Consider the following 15,786-nt stretch of genomic DNA (forward strand, 5'->3'; position numbering starts at 1 on the left):
CGGATAGTTTCAGGCGTCTTATCTACTCGACCGTTAAGCCGGCTGCCAAGGTGCCCAGCCTAGTTTATAGGCAACAAAGAGTCCTGCAATTGCCAACGAGTATGCGCCGAAAAGGAGACCCGCATACCTACGGTTTCGCCCTCGGTGAGCAGGGTCTTCGTTATAGGGTGATGCGTCCACCAGGAATTTATAAGATAGCGTCGATACCGCAAGCCCTACCATAACGTCTAAAATAAAATGCTGTTTCACAAGCATGGTGGATAAACTGATGGCGACGGCCAAGGCGATACATAGACCACCGATGAACCGGTCGGCCTTGAAGGTACAGAGGGCGCCCAGAAATGCCATAGCAACATGTAGAGACGGGCAACAGTTTACGGGTTTATCTATGAAGTAGCAGAGCTGTAACCCCCAGGTATGGAAGGAGTCTATATCGACGGTATCTGGGCGCAACGTCATACGAACTGGAAATAGAACAAATATAGAAAATGCGACACATTGGACCACGACGTAGGCAATGGCCATCTTATGAAAAAGTTTACGCTCGTTGATGAATGCCGTGGGTAGAACTGTAATCAAAAAGATGAATGCGTAAATATAGGTCCAGATGGGACTCAGTGGCATCCAGGTGTCCAGTGGTGTAACCGGGGCATAGTAGGAGAGGGTGTTCGTGTAAATGGCAATCGGGTGGTAGAGAAAGTAAGTGGCAGTGATCACCAGTATGATTGCGAGGCGTTCCTTACGTGAAATAAGGGAGCTTTGAGGGCTAGAGGTATTGTCCACACCTCAAGTCTAGCCGAGCCTGTTGGATTTTGTACAGTTTCAATTTTTGTTAGCTTTAAGGATACCTCCTGAATAGGCCACAGGGGCTTTATTCTCCACTAAAGCTGGTCTATGAATCGCCCAGGAAACGGGAGAACTTGATGTCCAAAGAGTTGTTTGATTGTGGCGAAATTATATTCCAAAAGGGTGACCGAAGCGAAATTGCATATGTGATTGAGTCTGGTGATGTTGAAATTTTTGACGGACCACTTGATGCGCCTTATCGAATCGCGCTTCTTGGCCCTGGTGATATTTTTGGAGAGATGGGTCTTCTTGATGAAGCACCAAGGTCTAGAGGTGCTCGAGCAACGGCTCAAGTGGTTGCTCGGCGGATGACTCAAAATGATTTTGTGACATTGTTGCGTGAAAACCCGGATGAGAGTCTACGGTATATGCGACTTCTCTTTGAGCGGCTACGAGCCCTGAATCCCCAGATGGCACCCGTTCAAGGGGACAAGCCGGTCCCAAAACTGGAAGTAGGCGCCTCATTGAGACTTCTGCCTGACAGCGAACACGCTAAGGGAATCGTTCCAGAAGGTGGCTTGGTGATTAAACGCTTTCCCTTTAATGTGGGACGAAAATCACGCGATCCTCTTACTCGCAATGACCTCTCTATAGCCGACGAAAAGCCCTATACCGTGAGCCGTGACCATTTTGCCTTCGACTGCAGGCAAGGAGAAATTCTCGTACGTGACCGCGGTAGTTATTTGGGGCTTCAAGTCAATGGTGAGCATATTGGCGGCGATAGAGAAAACGGAGCGATTGCGCTTGAGGCCGGCGAAAATCTTATCGTGTTGGGAAATAACGAATCGGCCTATCGATTTAAGGTTGAAATCGAAGCACCGGTTGCCGGCTAAAGGTTACATTTGAGCCTAATCTATTGGGCACGGCATGAATACTTCATCATCTCATCGTAACTTTACCTCTGATCGGCTGTTCGAGACATAGATTCCTTTGATAGGGGTTCACTCAGCCGCGGTCTGCGCACACTTTGGTGGCCAGCAAGACCGCTCATCTTTGCCCGGGATGATGATGATGATGAATGAATTGAGAGACATCTGCGTTTTTGTGAGCCTTGCGGTTTTATTCTTAAGTTTTGGCTGTAGCAAAGACTCCCTCAACACCCTCGCAAGCTGTGGTAATGGCGTTTTGGAGCTTGGAGAGGCCTGTGATGATGGCAACCTCAATGCCAACGACCAACCTTACGTCTGCCGTATAGATTGCAGTGAGCCGGTTCCCGCGATTGTGGTCAAAGGGCCAACCGAGATGGCGAGTAATATCGGTTTCACGGATACACCAGAGGTTCCCCTTCAGCATGTGCATCACATGATTCTGTGTGGTGAAAACACGCAGGCTATCTCGATTAGCAATCCTGGTTGGGCAGATCTGACGGTTTCTGAGTTAACGTTGACGGGGCCAGCACAATGGGTGGACCTTGCTGAGTTGCCACTTACGATAGCTCCCGGAGAAACTCGGATGGTTCCCGTGTCTTGGCAAGTCGGTACGACATCGCTGGCAGTTGTAAGTGATGCGCCGGGTAAAGAAAGGCTACGAGTCTATGTTGAGGCACTTGCAGACTCTGCACCCACGGTAAGCATCGTGTCACCCGTTCATGGGACCGTTCTAGGGGAGCAAGAAGAAGTACTGATGCACGCCGTTGTGTTAGACCCTGAAGATTCTCCCGAAACATTGAGTGTGGTCTGGAAAGACCAAGACGGCGCTGTGCTTCACTCTGGCGTCCCTGATTCCATGGGCGTGTCAGAGTTTACTTGGTCGCGTGATGGCCGCGTTGTGGGCCTCCAAACCGTCTCAGTCGAAGTTGTGGATACGTGTGGTCATCAAGTGGATACCCAATGGGATGTGTGCCAAGAGCAGCTTGCTAAAACAATGGGCGTTTGGCTGGTCAATGAAGATGTTACGGTCCTCGAGGATGCTATTTATCTAGGTGATATTCTTTCCTATACCGGGGAGCTTAGCAGTGTTGCCAATTATGGGTATTACAGTTCTTCAGCGCACCCTGTTGTCGGTCCGGAGCCGCTTGGTTTCGAGACGAACGTTTATTTCTATGAAGGCTCGGACGGTTTGACCCTTACATTCTTCAGCAATCTAGATGCAGGTGGAAGCGATGATTCCACTGTGAATTGGGACATTCGCACGCTTAACAACGACAGCTTAGACTCGGTCCTCTTGGGAGACGAGCCGAGTGAAATCCATGAATCGGTTATATCCGTTCAAGAGAAACTTTATGAAGCACGTTTTCGTTATTGGGTGAATACGGATGGCGGGGTGATCGGGCCGTTTGTGGGCGGCGATTTCGAGGTTTGGGTAAATGTTTTGGAGTCGGGTGACAACACCGACGCAATTTTTTACTCAGCGGATGGTACGAGTTTCTCTTTGTCCAACGATGCGGGAATTGCGTCATTTGCCATTGCCTTTAAGAGTGATGCCGCTTGTACGGATCCATAGCTTCTTTAAGGAGGCGTGGTTCTCGCGAATGTATGCTAGCCACTTCGCTCAGCCAGCGATGTCTGTTACCAAGCATCGGAAGGTGATAGGTAATGAGCATCTTTTGGAGCCCGGAGTAGGGAAGTGACAAGTGAGAAAAAATTAAGACTGCTGGTTGAGGGTTGGCGATGGATCCCGCACTCGTATGCTTTGGTGAATGCGTTTCAATTGTTAGAACTCAATCAACGCGAGAATGTTGAGATTTTTATTCGAGACATCCCTTACCCCTCCGAAAGTTGGCAACCGACGAAGGAGCTTTTGAGCGCGGACGAAGAAGAACTCTTGGAGTCCTTCCAGGTTTGGAATGGTGAAGACATTGATGCGGTATATCGTATTGCGTTTCCCGCAGATCTTTCGCCTCCACCGGTTTCAGGAGTGCCGGTATTTGTATTTTTAACTGCTGAATATCAAAAGTTCATGCCAGACTTCTTTGTGAATGGCACAGCCGCAGACATACCGAATTTGGATTACCTGCATTTCATTACGCCATCTAAGTGGAGCCAAGTTGCTTTTCAAGACTACGGTAGACCATGTCATGTGATCCCACACGGGGTAGATAGAACGAAACTCTATCGAATGAGCGACTCTGAAAGGTCAGAGGCTCGCGGTTCGCTTAAGATAGAGGATAAGTTTGTCTGGCTAAATATCAGCGCCATGACCGGTAACAAGGGATTGGATGTCTTGTTACGCGCCTTCGCTCAGCTTTGCATGGAAGAAACGCAAAGTGTTCTTTTTCTTAAAGGACTCAATGGCTTATACAACAGTGACTATTACCTTAATCAGTGGTTAGAAGTATTGCCCGAGAAACATAGGGATTTAGTTAAATCGAGAATTTTTTGTACTCAAGCATCACTGCCTTATTCAGAGGTCAATAGACTTTTTAATCTTGCCGACTGTTATGTCGCCCCTTACCGAGCTGAAGGCTTCAATATGCCTGTTTTAGAATCTGCAGGTTGTGGGCTGCCGGTATTGGTGAGTGATGGTGGAAGCACTGCGGATTTTATCAATGAAGATGTGGCACGAACCATACGCACGACGCTGGTTGAAAATGACGAAAGAACTTATCTCGATCCAGACGTAGATGATTTGATTTCTAAAATGAGAGAGGTACGCGATGATGCCTCATTTCGAGAACGGGTGGTGACAGAAGGCCCCAAGCATGTTGAAAAGAGTTATGGTTGGGCTGGGATCGTAGACCAATTGATAGCCGTCATCTCAAAAACCTGCCGTTGATAGTTTAGATGGGTAAGGTGTTTCATTATCTCTAAGCCATTGCTTGAGTTCGACTGGTTTCTACGATTTCACTAAATTGATGAACTCAGTGTGTCGCGCGTAGGTCTCGAACTCGATCGACCAAGTTGATTTTTATAAATTCTCCCTTTTCTAGTGCAATTATAGCCAATTGGGATTTGATCTCATCGGAGATTGCGAAATACTAGCGCGATGGCATCAAACGAAGAGATCATTGAGCTGGGTCACAAAGTTCTCGATTCCGAAATCAATGCTTTAAAGCAAATTCGGGCTCGCGTCGGTGACTCATTTGTAGAGGTGGTAAGAGCAATTCTTGCCTGCAAGGGTACCGTAATACTCAGTGGGGTTGGGAAACCCTATTTCATTGCGCAGAAAATATCTGCCTCGATGGCCTCCACCGGCACACCATCCATCGCGCTTCATCCTGTGGATGCACTGCATGGTGATATGGGCCGAATTCGCGATGGTGATGTGGTGATTGTTCTTTCCAACAGCGGGGTTAGTTCCGAGATCGTTGATTTCACAAGAGCGACGAAAGCCCTCGAAATAAAACGCATTGCTATGACATGCCGCCCTGAGAGTACCATGGCCAATCTGTGTGATTTGGTTCTGGACTTGGGGCAGCTCGAAGAAGCCTGTCCAATGGGCGTTGCGCCTTCTACCACGAGTACTGCGATGCTCGCTTTGGGCGATGCGCTAACACTCGCGCTCGTCGAGCTAAGGGGCTTTACGATTGATTCCTTCGCTCGAAATCATCCCGGTGGAAGTCTTGGGAAGAGACTCAGCGCCGTAGAAACCATGATGCGCGGACTTGATGACACTGCGGTTGTTACGCGTACCCAAACGATTTTGGAAACCCTGGGAATTGTTGCAGAGAAGCGTGGCGGCGCAGCGTTCGTTGTGGATGCACAAGGCAAGTTATTGGGAGTTTTTACCGATGGTGATGTGAGGCGCCTACTCACTGCTAAGTCCGGTTCTTTGTCTGAAGCCATCGAAGGCTCAATGACGAAGAACCCAAAGTCTATCGAGCCTGGAGCTTCGGTTGAGGTTGCGCTTGATATGCTAAGAAGCCACCAAATTAACTGCTTGGCTGTGGTAGACGCAGACGGATTATTGGTAGGCCATCTCGATATTCAGGACATTGCCTAGGCCCGAGCTATGCTTCAGGGTTAAACGGAAGAGCTGAATGATGCGCTTGAATCTTGAGGGCACCATCGGCCGTTTTCACATAGGCGAATGTAAATTCTACTTTGGTCTCATCGCCTGCTGAATTCATGAAGTAATAATTACCCATAGCGAGTGCGATTTCGTCCTTTTGCACCGTGCCTGCATTCTCAAATCGAACTGCTGTCCAAGGCTCCAAGGCAAAACCTTTGTCCTCGGGGAAATCCGGGTTGCGGCCAACAAAGTAGGAAAGGGTGCTATCTAGATTTGGTCTTGATTGAATGAGGCTCGTTTTGGTCGGAAAAAACAGGAGAGATCCGTCGAGCACATACATCTTCTCAATAAACGTCGAGGCGCGGTCCCGGGAGCTTTCCCAGGTTTCACCTTTTCCAATGTAGACAATGCCGTCGGCCCACTGTTTTTGGGCGTTGTAAATATCGTTTTCTGAAATCATTGTTGGCTCCATCTACAAAATCAGAACATGGTCGCAGGCTTACGTAATCGATCCACTGACTGCCTAGTGGTCGCTGCGTAGTCAAGTGATTAGGAGGTAACTTTATGAGTATTTGGTCGTAATAACTTTAGGATAATCGAGGTTTAATACAGAGGTGGGAGACGAATTTTTAATTGAAAAACAGCTACTTATTATGGTTTTAGAGCAGTTCTCTATTCGTAATAGAGATTGTCCACGACCAACGTAGCGCCGGTGGGTACGCTCTCACCAGCCAGAACAAATGGGCGGGTGATGGCACTGACGTCTACGCCGGTATCAGCGATATCAGACATTGGAATGGCTAAGTCATACCATGTTCCATCCGGTACAAATCCATAGTCAGCAACGGGAATTCTCCTGGTAACACCGCCGCCTTCAATTTCAATCTCGGTACCCTCGTAAGCTTGGTTGTCGCTCCATAGAGAGACGTGCATCGTGGTCCATTCGCTTAGGTCTTCAGCTGTGTCCCAGGTGACTCCACCTCCCCACCATGGGGTCCCTGCGGAGATGACCGCGTCTGCACGAAGCCCTTCACGAACAATCGCGTTTTCGTCGGCGATGTTAAAGGTTCCTTCATAGATATAGAAGTGGCGTTGGACTTCATCCAAAATCAAGATTTTACTGTATGACCCCTCGTAGAAAATACTAATGCTTAATCTTTCTGTGCCTGGAATATAGGGCGTGGGATCTTTAAACTCTGCAGCCTCTGGTCCTCGAAAATCCTCGGGAAGTTCGGTGTAGTTGGGCTCTCCTGGAGTTCCGTGACAAGCGGAGAGTAAAAGCGCGGTGGCTGTTAATATTATGAGCTTCATTAAGGGTTACCCTTCAGGAGCTTACGTGCGCCAAGTTCGTCTTCGATGACGTACCAATCACCCTCAGGTGTTTCTCCCATCGCGACCAGTGCATCATAGGCAAGAATATTGAGTGGGAAAGAGGTTACTCCGTCAGGAAGGTAGCTCACCGAGTCCGGAAAGTTGTCGAGAATAGATTGATAACTTCGGATTGCCATTTTTTTAACAAAGGGCAGGTAGTTGGCATCAGCACGTTCCGTGACCCAAATTTCTTCTAGGGCAATCGCTGTATAGTATTGATGCTCACCGGCTGGCTCGCGTGCTAGCATCGTCGCCCAACAATAAAAGCGTGCAACAACCCGCCCTGTATTCTCGATATCCCATTTCGTGTCGATTTCCATTGCGCCCCATTTGAAGGGGTTGGAAGGGTCATCCAAGACGCTGGTGTCGGGGTACACGCCCATATCAGCTGTATAGAGATTGAACTCCAGGCTCGTTAGGTCAAAGCCATAGCGGTAGACCGGATCTGTTTGTGAACAGCCCGAGGCAAGCAGTGAGAAAGTAAGTGCGATAATAAAGCTAAATCTAAATACCATTGCCAACGACCTCCAGAAAGATGCGCACTTCCCATTCGTTTAAACTGCCGGGCCCCATGTCTGGTACAAAACGATTCGAGTTCTCGTCGAGTGTTCGGTATTTGCCCATGACTCCAATACGTGTGTCTTGGTCATAGAGCTTAGCTCTATTAGGACCCCACGAAAGCATGCCTTCAAGCTGCACCGGATAGGTAAGGTTAAAGTCTCGGTGGTAATCATATGGGCCCCAGTCATCAAATTTAGCAGTCATACTGGCAAGTAAACCTTGATACCGTGCTTGGGCGAAAACAGATTTTCTCCACGGCCAGTGGGTCGAAGATTTTTCGCCGCCAATACCTGGGTCGTCATGCGCGATGGATCCAGTGACCAAAATTCTCCAGCGTTTGGTCGGGCGAATCAACATTCGGGTATGAATCGTTAGGTTATCCCTAGCTGGCGGCGACGAAGCTTGCGAGAAGGGAATGCCACTTTCGAGAAAGGCAATTTGCGAATCTCTTGTGGTTGGATAGTGGCGGTAGATGATGTCTAAAGAGGCTGCAAAGCTGGCGTCTTCTCGCATCGTATTATCCCACATCCAATACCATGTGCCGGGCGTAGGATCCCAAACGAGTAGCAATTCAACCCCAAGCATTTCCCGGTTATCGAGAACGGCAAAAGGACTATCGAGAACGCTTCTAGGTGCAATGCCGGTGTAGTAGGTGCCTGAATCGTTGATATACGCCGCGGCAATATCTGGTAGCGGGCCTTCAAGTGGTTTTTGGTAGAGGATGTGAGGAGCGATTTGAAAATTGCCGATGGGAACAAGTACACCGAGTTCAGCGTGGTACCGGTTACCGGTACCGGCTGGTTTAAGCGACCAACCCGTCAAGTGAAGCCTGGGGTCGTACCCCGCATCAGCAACCAAGCCTCGATAGCCACCTGAAACGTGGACGCCAACGGTTCCCAGGTGACCATTCATTGAGACGTCGCCGCCGAGGGTGTCGAACCAAGTGATGCGGTCGTCAAGAATAAACCACCCGGAGTTGAGGTAAGACGGTTCCCCGCCTGCATCCCGAGCCAGTGTATAAGTCTGTCCTACTTTGTTGCTGGAACTTGCTAGCCCAGAAATTGTTAGGTTCCAGCCGAACGGTTTCATTTCAAGAACAAGAGACGACTTACGGGCAGATGGTCCTGAGAACTTGCTGCTCGCTCCTGATGCATCGGCTGCATCATTGGGACGTTTGAATTCTTCTCGGTGGGTAACGGTAGCTGTCATACCGCCGAAGGTTCGTCGATACTTGCCAATTAGGGCAGGTGGAGCGCCCCAGTGTAATTCCGGACCGGCAGCAATTTTGAGACCTTCAAGAGCTTGATGTCCAGTGAGGACCGCTCCGAATGGTGCGTTTGAACCATACATGTCTACTGAGTGCTGGTAATTGGCCTCTGGATAAAACGCGTAAATATCGCCTTCATTACCCCAGTGGTAATGGCCACTGCGGTAGTACGCTTCAACATCAAGCCATTTCGACTTGAGAGTCATATCGAACTGATAAAGTGCGAAACGTTCAGCATCGCGAATAACGACTTTTTCGCCCGTGGTATCTTCAACGGTATAGGCCGTTCCTCGGTTTTCGTAATAAATTTCGTCGATAGGATTTTCTAAAACATTTCCGAGCGCATGGAGTTTCACACCAGCTGTTAAGTCGTCGTTTGGATTGTAACGAAGCCCAAGCCATACTTGTTCTTGGTCCTCGACTTGGCCGGCTGCGGATGGTTTGTCTACTCGGCTGGCCACACTGATTTCTGTGCGAAATCGCATGTGGTCTAATCTAAGGCCATAAAACGAGGAACCCTCTCGCTCTAAGCGGTCAGTTTCGTACTGATTCGCGTAGGCGGTACGCTTTTGAGCAGGCACTGTGTTGTAGATATCTTTTATCTGCGAATCATTGAGTTCATAGGGAGAAAGTTTAAATAGGTCCCGCATCACGTAGTAAGTGGAGCGGGGGTACACCTCATAGAGCTCGTTGACGTCGGTGGGGCCCTTTGCGGCAATTCCAAACCACTCCTCATTCATGTTGTTTTGGCCCTCAACAAAATCCTCGACATATCCACCGTTGGGCCAGGTGGCATTGTTGTTGTGTATCTCTAGGTCTTCATCTTGTTTCGTTTTCCACCAACCATCGCTCCACTGAAAGATAAATCCACCAATGGCATTACCGGCTCCGTGACCACCGCTTTGCTGATAAATTTCACACCATTGCGCATAAACATATTCAGCCTGTGACCGCCCGTCCTCTCGTTGCAAACGAGCATTGTAGGCATCGGCTCCAAACTCGGTGTAGACGATGGCCCTCTGAGATTGCTTCTCTACAACCTCGTAAAGGTCACGGGCAGAAGCGCCGCGGTATACATTGGACCCAAAGATGTCGACGTCTTTCGCAAGTTTGTCGAAAAGGTCGATGTATTGAACATCCCCGTTGGCCCATACAGTGAGATGATCCGGTGTGATCTTTTTAATGACGGTGGCCGCTTCGCCAAGCAAAGAGTATAGGTGCGTGGCCCGGGCTACATCTCGTTTTCCTTTTGGTAATGCTTCGATCTCGTAGGACGACCAGTGAAGACCGTAATTGTTTTCATTGCCTAGCATGAAGAAGAGAATGCCTCGGGTATCCTTGTAGCGTTCGGCCATTGCACGAACTTGCTCAACAATTGCTTGCCTGGTTTTGGGGTTCTCATAATTGGTTGGGTTTTCCCAGCGCCCCTCTACCAGCATACCGTAGCGACCCAGGAAGTTGTTAACGGCGCTCATGATGCCCCAGCGGTCGTAGATATATTCAACCCATTTGGGTGGGATACCGTCTATCTGGCGGATCGCATTGATGCCCATGTCTTTGAGCAAAGTCATATCCCGTTTAAGGGCTTCGATGATGACTTCTTCCGGTTGGTTCCACAATGAGAATGAGTAGTTGTGGCCAATCGGCATCCAGCCCCAGTTCATCCCTTTGACGAGTGTTGGCTTGCCGTCGACGAGTAAGAGCCGGTTGCCTTGCTCGTTTACAAGTTCAACATTGGGTTGAGGCGCAGCCAGGAGGCTGACCACTAGGGCGAGTGTAGAAATCATCGTTTTAGTCCGCCAGCTTAGTGTTGGGGTCAGTCATCATGGACTTAAACCAGTACGCACTGTCTTTAGGATAACGTTCTTGAGTCTCGTAGTCGACGTAAACAATCCCAAATCGCTTCGTATACCCAAATGACCACTCAAAGTTGTCCAAGAGCGACCAAACAAAGTAGCCGCCAACGGGTACGCCATCGGCAATGGCTCTCTTCACAGCTAGGAGGTGACCGTGGATGTAGCTGGTTCGTCGGTGGTCTCGCACGCGTCCATCTTCGTCAGGGCTTTCGCTGTATGCCGCACCATTTTCTGTAATAAAGAGCTGCCCGGGTTTGTAGTCGTCGTGAATGCGTTTGAGAAGGTCATAAAGCCCGGTTGGGTAAACTTCCCAATCCATGTCTGTTCGCATTTCGGGACCAGGGTCTGGAATCTTTCCAGGAGCATCGGCCTCAGGGTCGGCAGAAATTAGACCGCGGCTGTAGTAGTTAATGCCCAAGAAATCGGTAGGAGCTTTGATGAGGTCGTTGTCCCCATCTTGGATGAAGCTAAAGTCTTTACCTTCGAAAGATGCGTCCTTGGAAAAGTCTTCTAGGACATCTTGCGGATAGTGCCCTTTGTAGAGTGAGTCTAGATACCACCTATTAAATACGCCATCGAATTTTCGATGCGCATCTTTATCAGCTTCAGAAGGTGATGCAGGAACACCAGGTACCGGGTTGAGAACGATGCCGATTTGAGCATCTTTGACATTCCCTCTTATGACAGGGACCGATAGGCCGTGGGAGAGAAGCATGTGGTGACTGGCTGCAACCGCGTCTCGAAGGTTGGTTCGACCGGGTGCGTGGCGTCCTTCGTGGTAGCCGAGCATACTGGCGCACCAAGGCTCGTTGTGGGTGGTCCAGAGCTTAACGCGGTCACCCAGATGTTTACTCACGATATCTGCGTACTCCACGAAGGCCAGGGCTGTATCACGTACGGGCCATCCACCACGGTCTTCGAGCACTTGTGGTAGGTCCCAATGATAAAGAGTTACACAGGGGGTAAGGCCGTTTTTAAGGAGTTCATCTACCAGAGCACTGTAAAAGTCCAGTCCAGGTTGATTCGCCGGCCCGGTTCCTGTGGGCTGTATTCGTGGCCAAGCGATTGAGAACCGATAATACTTAAATCCCAAATCGCGAATCATCTTGATGTCGCTGCCGTAGCGGTTGTAGTGGTCACAGGCCTCATCACCATTGGAATTGTCGTCGATCGCCTTGGGGACCTGACAAAACCTATCCCAAATAGATTCTCCGCGACCGCCCTCCATGATGGCACCTTCGATTTGATAGCTTGAGGTTGCCGTGCCCCAAATAAATGAGTCGTCGAAGATTTTATTGGTCATGAATTTACTGCTTTCTGAGGATACGGAAATGAGGCTGCCTGGATAAGCCGGGTGACCTGCTCTTGATCAACGTTATTGAAGATGTGCTCGGGGGTGCCAGCGGCTACGATTTTTCCATCGTGTAGGACTACGATCGAGTCCGCGTAGTCACGTGCACCAAGGAGATCGTGAGTAACCATGATGACTCCGAGCCCTAATTCATCGGCTAGCGTTCGAAATAGCTGGTAAACCTCATGCTTTAGAGATTGGTCCAGCATGGCGGTTGGCTCGTCTGCGATCAGAAAAGTGGGCTCTGCGGCAAGGGCGCGTGCCAGTACTATTCTTTGCTTTTGACCACCCGATAATTGATGTGGATAGCGGTTCGCATAATCGGATGCAGGTGAAAGACCAAGTTGCTCGAGTAACTCGTGGGTTCTTACTTTGATACCTGCGCTCGAGAGGTTTAAGTGATTCTTAAGAGGTGAGGCGAGGGTATCGCCGAGCGTGCGCGTTGGGTTTAAGGAACTGAAAGGGTTCTGAAAAACGAATTGTATCTCGCGCCCGATTGCCGTGAGCTTCTCGGCGCGTCCGTCTTGGGTTCGGATGAGGCGGCTACCGCTTTCCGGCTGTAGCAACCCACACGCCATCCGTGCCATAGTTGATTTACCGGAGCCCGATGCACCGACGACCAGCAGGAGTTCTCCTGCCTTGCAGGTGAGAGACACGTTTTTCACGACGTCTATACCGTTAAATCGCTTAGTCAAAGAATCTAGTTCGAGGATGCTCATATTGTTGTATTGTCGAACAATTGAATGTTTTTAGCAAGTGCATCAAGCTCTAAAGTCTTGAGCAATAAATATGATGCGACGCGTAAGTGTAGGTAAAATTGGCAATTTGTTTCACTTTTACCTCAGATCACGGGTTGACCCGTCGAGGCCTCTGGGTTTAGAATTTGTACGAGACCAAAACAAACTGTCTTCGACCGGGAAATCACAATGATAAAAAAACAACTGCTTCACCTCTTCTTACTACTGTTCTTAACAGCCGCGTATGGGTGCGCAGCCGACGCGACAGATCCGGGCGATAGCTCATCCGATGCCGCCGACGCTAGCGATGCCTCTGACACCTCCGATGCCTCCGACGCTTCCGACGCTTCTGATGCTTCCGACGCTTCTGATGCTTCTGATGCTTCCGACGCTTCCGACGCTTCCGATGCCGCCGATGCCAGTGATCCGGTTACCACGGCCACGGTAGAATTTACCGTTGATATGAACAGGGTTGATCAACCCAGTGAGGCCTATTCCAGTGTCGTCGTGAACGGTTCATGGAATGGTTGGAGCGGCTGGGGCGTTGAACTTGCCGATGACGATGAAGACGGCGTTTACACGGGCGAGTTAGAAATCGCACCGGGAACAAGCTTCGAATATGTTGCCGCAGTCACTGGAGAAGCCGACGGTTGGTCTGGCTGGGGAATTCAGTGGGGTGATGGTTGTGCGAATGCAAACGTCATGGTTACCGCGGGTGACGCGGGAAGTGTGACGGCTACTTCGTTGACCCCAGGTTGCGATGAAGTTTTGGGTTGCATGGATGAGAATGCAGCGAACTATGATGCCGCGGCCACTGAGCAAGCATATGACCAATATGGAAACTTAGGTTGTGTCTACGCATCGTGTGCCGACGTACCCGAGTACGGATGTATTTATGCGGATAGTTTTGGTGCCTTCAATGACGAATTCGGTGCAGATTTGTGTGAATCTTATGGTGGAACTCCATGCGAGGAACCTACAGATGAAATCTTAGGCTGTGTAGACGAAAACGCATCAAACTACGATGCCGATGCGACAGAGCAGGATTATGACCAATACGGCAACTTAAAATGCGTTTATACGTCTTGTGCCGATGTTCCTGAATATGGCTGCATTTATGTCGACGGGTTTGGTGCCTTCAGCGATGAATTTGGTGCGGATTTATGTGTAACATACGGAGGTACACCGTGTGAGGAGGCAACTGAAACAGTGTTAGGTTGCATGGATGCAAACGCGTCCAACTACGATGCCGCCGCTACAGAGCAAGCCGTTGATCAATATGGTAACCTCGGCTGCATCTACGCTTCGTGTGATGATGTTCCTGAAGATGGCTGCATCTACCTTGATGCCTTCGGTGCCTTTAATGAGAGTTTCAACGCCGATTTGTGCGTGACCTACGGCGGAACACCTTGCGCAGACACGGGTGACCCTGTGACCACGGCCACGGTACAATTTACGGTTGATATGAATGGGGTTGACCAACCCAGTGGGGACTATTCCAGTGTCGTCGTGAACGGTTCATGGAACGGTTGGGGCGCCTGGGGCGTTGAACTTGCCGATGAAGATGAAGACGGAGTTTACACGGGAGAGTTAGAAATCGCACCGGGAACAAGCTTCGAATATGTTGCCGCAGTCACTGGAGAAGCTGACGGTTGGTCTGGTTGGGGAATTCAGTGGGGTGATGGTTGTGCGAATGCAAACGTCACTGTTACTGCGGGTGACGCGGGAAGCGTGACGGCTACTTCGTTGACCCCAGGTTGTGCGGACGTGCTTGGATGTGTTGATGCCAACGCATCAAACTTTGACGCCGCGGCTACGACCCAAGCTTACGACCAATATGGCAACTTAGGTTGTGTCTATGCATCGTGTGCTGACGTACCCCAAGATGGCTGTATCTATGCTGATGCATTCGGTGCTTTTAACGGAAGTTTTGGTGCCGACCTGTGTGTCACCTATGGCGGTACCCCGTGTGAAGATACGGGTAACTCAGGTGGTGAAGAGACAGTCCTTCTACAATTTAGTTTCGACTCCGCGGAAGATCTCGATGATTGGAATGAGGTTGGCGATGCTGTTTTGCCAGAAGCCAACATGTCGTTGAATGAAGATAACGGTAACCCAGCAGGTTCACTGCAGTTGTCTGGTGAGAATCAGTCAGAAGCGGGCCGGGCCTACATCTTTGAATATTCAAACGACTCATTTGATTATGCAGGTGCTTCGCAAGTAACCGTTACGTTTGATGCAAAGAATGTCGGGACTTTGCTTGGTGCGGCTCTGCACCTTCAGGTGGAAGCTCCTGGAGCAGGGGTTATCAACATTTATGACCTTCAGGCTCAGGGCCTCAATGACGCAAGCTGGACATCCTTTTCAGTTAACATGAGTGGGATTACAGACAACGGAATTTTGCGAATGCACTTCAATATGGCAGCGGGTGCATTCTCCGGTGCCGGTGGAACCGTGTTGATTGACAATATTTTGGTTTCGGCTCAGTAGAACAATAGCGGGATGTTCTTGGTCACTCCCATGACCCCCTATACCTGAACATCTTGCCATTTTCTGTAGGAGCAGCGTGGCCTACCTTGGAGTCGCGCTGCTCCTTTTTTTAAGCTAATATTAGAATAAATCATGTGCTGGACTCGAGTGAGGTGATGCTGTGGCTTTGAGTATACGGGTTTCGAACGTTGTGATGTTGGTATGGCTGGGAGCTTACGTGACTGCCTGTGGAGCGAGCGCCACTCTGTGCGACGATAACGAGGTCTTAGAGAACGGGATTTGTGTTTCTTTGGGTGATGACTCCGACACTTCCGACGCTTCCGACGCTTCCGATGCATCCGACGCATCCGACGCTTCCGACGCTTCCGATGCTTCTGACGCTTCTGACGCTTCTGACGCTTCCGATGCTTCCGATGC

13 protein-coding genes are annotated in these 15,786 nt (G+C 49.8%); 6 read left to right on the plus strand and 7 right to left on the minus strand.

Features of this window, described 5'->3' with window-relative positions; translation table 11 throughout:
* Positions 1–33: 33 nt before the first annotated feature.
* Complete coding sequence (locus HOK28_12730) at positions 34–783, minus strand: phosphatase PAP2 family protein (GenBank protein MBT6433957.1); 750 nt, start codon at positions 781–783, stop codon at positions 34–36.
* Between the two features lie 140 nt (positions 784–923).
* On the opposite strand from HOK28_12730, the gene HOK28_12735 reads away from it, so the two are divergent.
* The 4 genes from HOK28_12735 (at position 924) to HOK28_12750 (ending at position 5,727) form a co-directional block, all read left to right on the plus strand.
* A complete protein-coding gene (locus tag HOK28_12735) occupies positions 924–1,679 on the plus strand; it encodes a cyclic nucleotide-binding domain-containing protein (protein ID MBT6433958.1) in 756 nt (251 codons plus the stop codon).
* 178 nt (positions 1,680–1,857) lie between these two features.
* Complete coding sequence (locus HOK28_12740; GenBank protein ID MBT6433959.1) at positions 1,858–3,288, plus strand: hypothetical protein; 1,431 nt, start codon at positions 1,858–1,860, stop codon at positions 3,286–3,288.
* Positions 3,289–3,411: 123 nt separating this feature from the next.
* Positions 3,412–4,560: a glycosyltransferase family 4 protein gene (locus tag HOK28_12745; protein ID MBT6433960.1), complete on the plus strand. Its 1,149-nt coding sequence runs from the start codon at positions 3,412–3,414 to the stop codon at positions 4,558–4,560.
* Positions 4,561–4,770: 210 nt separating this feature from the next.
* Complete coding sequence (locus HOK28_12750; GenBank protein MBT6433961.1) at positions 4,771–5,727, plus strand: KpsF/GutQ family sugar-phosphate isomerase; 957 nt, start codon at positions 4,771–4,773, stop codon at positions 5,725–5,727.
* A gap of 7 nt (positions 5,728–5,734) precedes the next feature.
* Here the strand turns inward: HOK28_12750 and HOK28_12755 are convergent, their stop codons facing one another.
* From HOK28_12755 to HOK28_12780, 6 genes are all read right to left on the minus strand, one after another.
* Positions 5,735–6,196 (minus strand): hypothetical protein, encoded by a 462-nt coding sequence (locus HOK28_12755; GenBank protein MBT6433962.1) that lies wholly within the window; start codon positions 6,194–6,196, stop codon positions 5,735–5,737.
* A gap of 212 nt (positions 6,197–6,408) precedes the next feature.
* Positions 6,409–7,047 carry a hypothetical protein gene (locus HOK28_12760; GenBank protein ID MBT6433963.1) on the minus strand — a complete coding sequence of 213 codons (639 nt, stop codon included), beginning with the start codon at positions 7,045–7,047 and terminating at the stop codon, positions 6,409–6,411.
* Positions 7,047–7,622 carry a hypothetical protein gene (locus HOK28_12765; protein MBT6433964.1) on the minus strand — a complete coding sequence of 192 codons (576 nt, stop codon included), beginning with the start codon at positions 7,620–7,622 and terminating at the stop codon, positions 7,047–7,049. Before HOK28_12765 ends, HOK28_12760 begins: the two co-directional genes overlap by 1 nt.
* Entirely contained in the window at positions 7,612–10,722 is a 3,111-nt protein-coding gene (locus HOK28_12770; GenBank protein ID MBT6433965.1) for a hypothetical protein, read from the minus strand. Before HOK28_12770 ends, HOK28_12765 begins: the two co-directional genes overlap by 11 nt.
* Before the next feature lie 4 nt (positions 10,723–10,726).
* Positions 10,727–12,094 carry a beta-glucosidase gene (locus HOK28_12775; protein ID MBT6433966.1) on the minus strand — a complete coding sequence of 456 codons (1,368 nt, stop codon included), beginning with the start codon at positions 12,092–12,094 and terminating at the stop codon, positions 10,727–10,729.
* Positions 12,091–12,807, minus strand: coding sequence for an ABC transporter ATP-binding protein (locus HOK28_12780; protein MBT6433967.1), 717 nt, complete (start codon positions 12,805–12,807; stop codon positions 12,091–12,093). Before HOK28_12780 ends, HOK28_12775 begins: the two co-directional genes overlap by 4 nt.
* 261 nt (positions 12,808–13,068) lie before the next feature.
* Here HOK28_12780 and HOK28_12785 point away from each other — a divergent pair, with 261 nt between their 5' ends.
* Together HOK28_12785 and HOK28_12790 are read left to right on the plus strand one after the other, a co-directional pair.
* Positions 13,069–15,369: a hypothetical protein gene (locus HOK28_12785; GenBank protein ID MBT6433968.1), complete on the plus strand. Its 2,301-nt coding sequence runs from the start codon at positions 13,069–13,071 to the stop codon at positions 15,367–15,369.
* Between the two features lie 160 nt (positions 15,370–15,529).
* A partial coding sequence (locus tag HOK28_12790) for a hypothetical protein (GenBank protein ID MBT6433969.1) occupies positions 15,530–15,786 on the plus strand: 257 nt, incomplete at its 3' end.

Source organism: Deltaproteobacteria bacterium (assembly GCA_018668695.1).
GTDB lineage: Bacteria > Myxococcota > XYA12-FULL-58-9 > XYA12-FULL-58-9 > JABJBS01 > JABJBS01.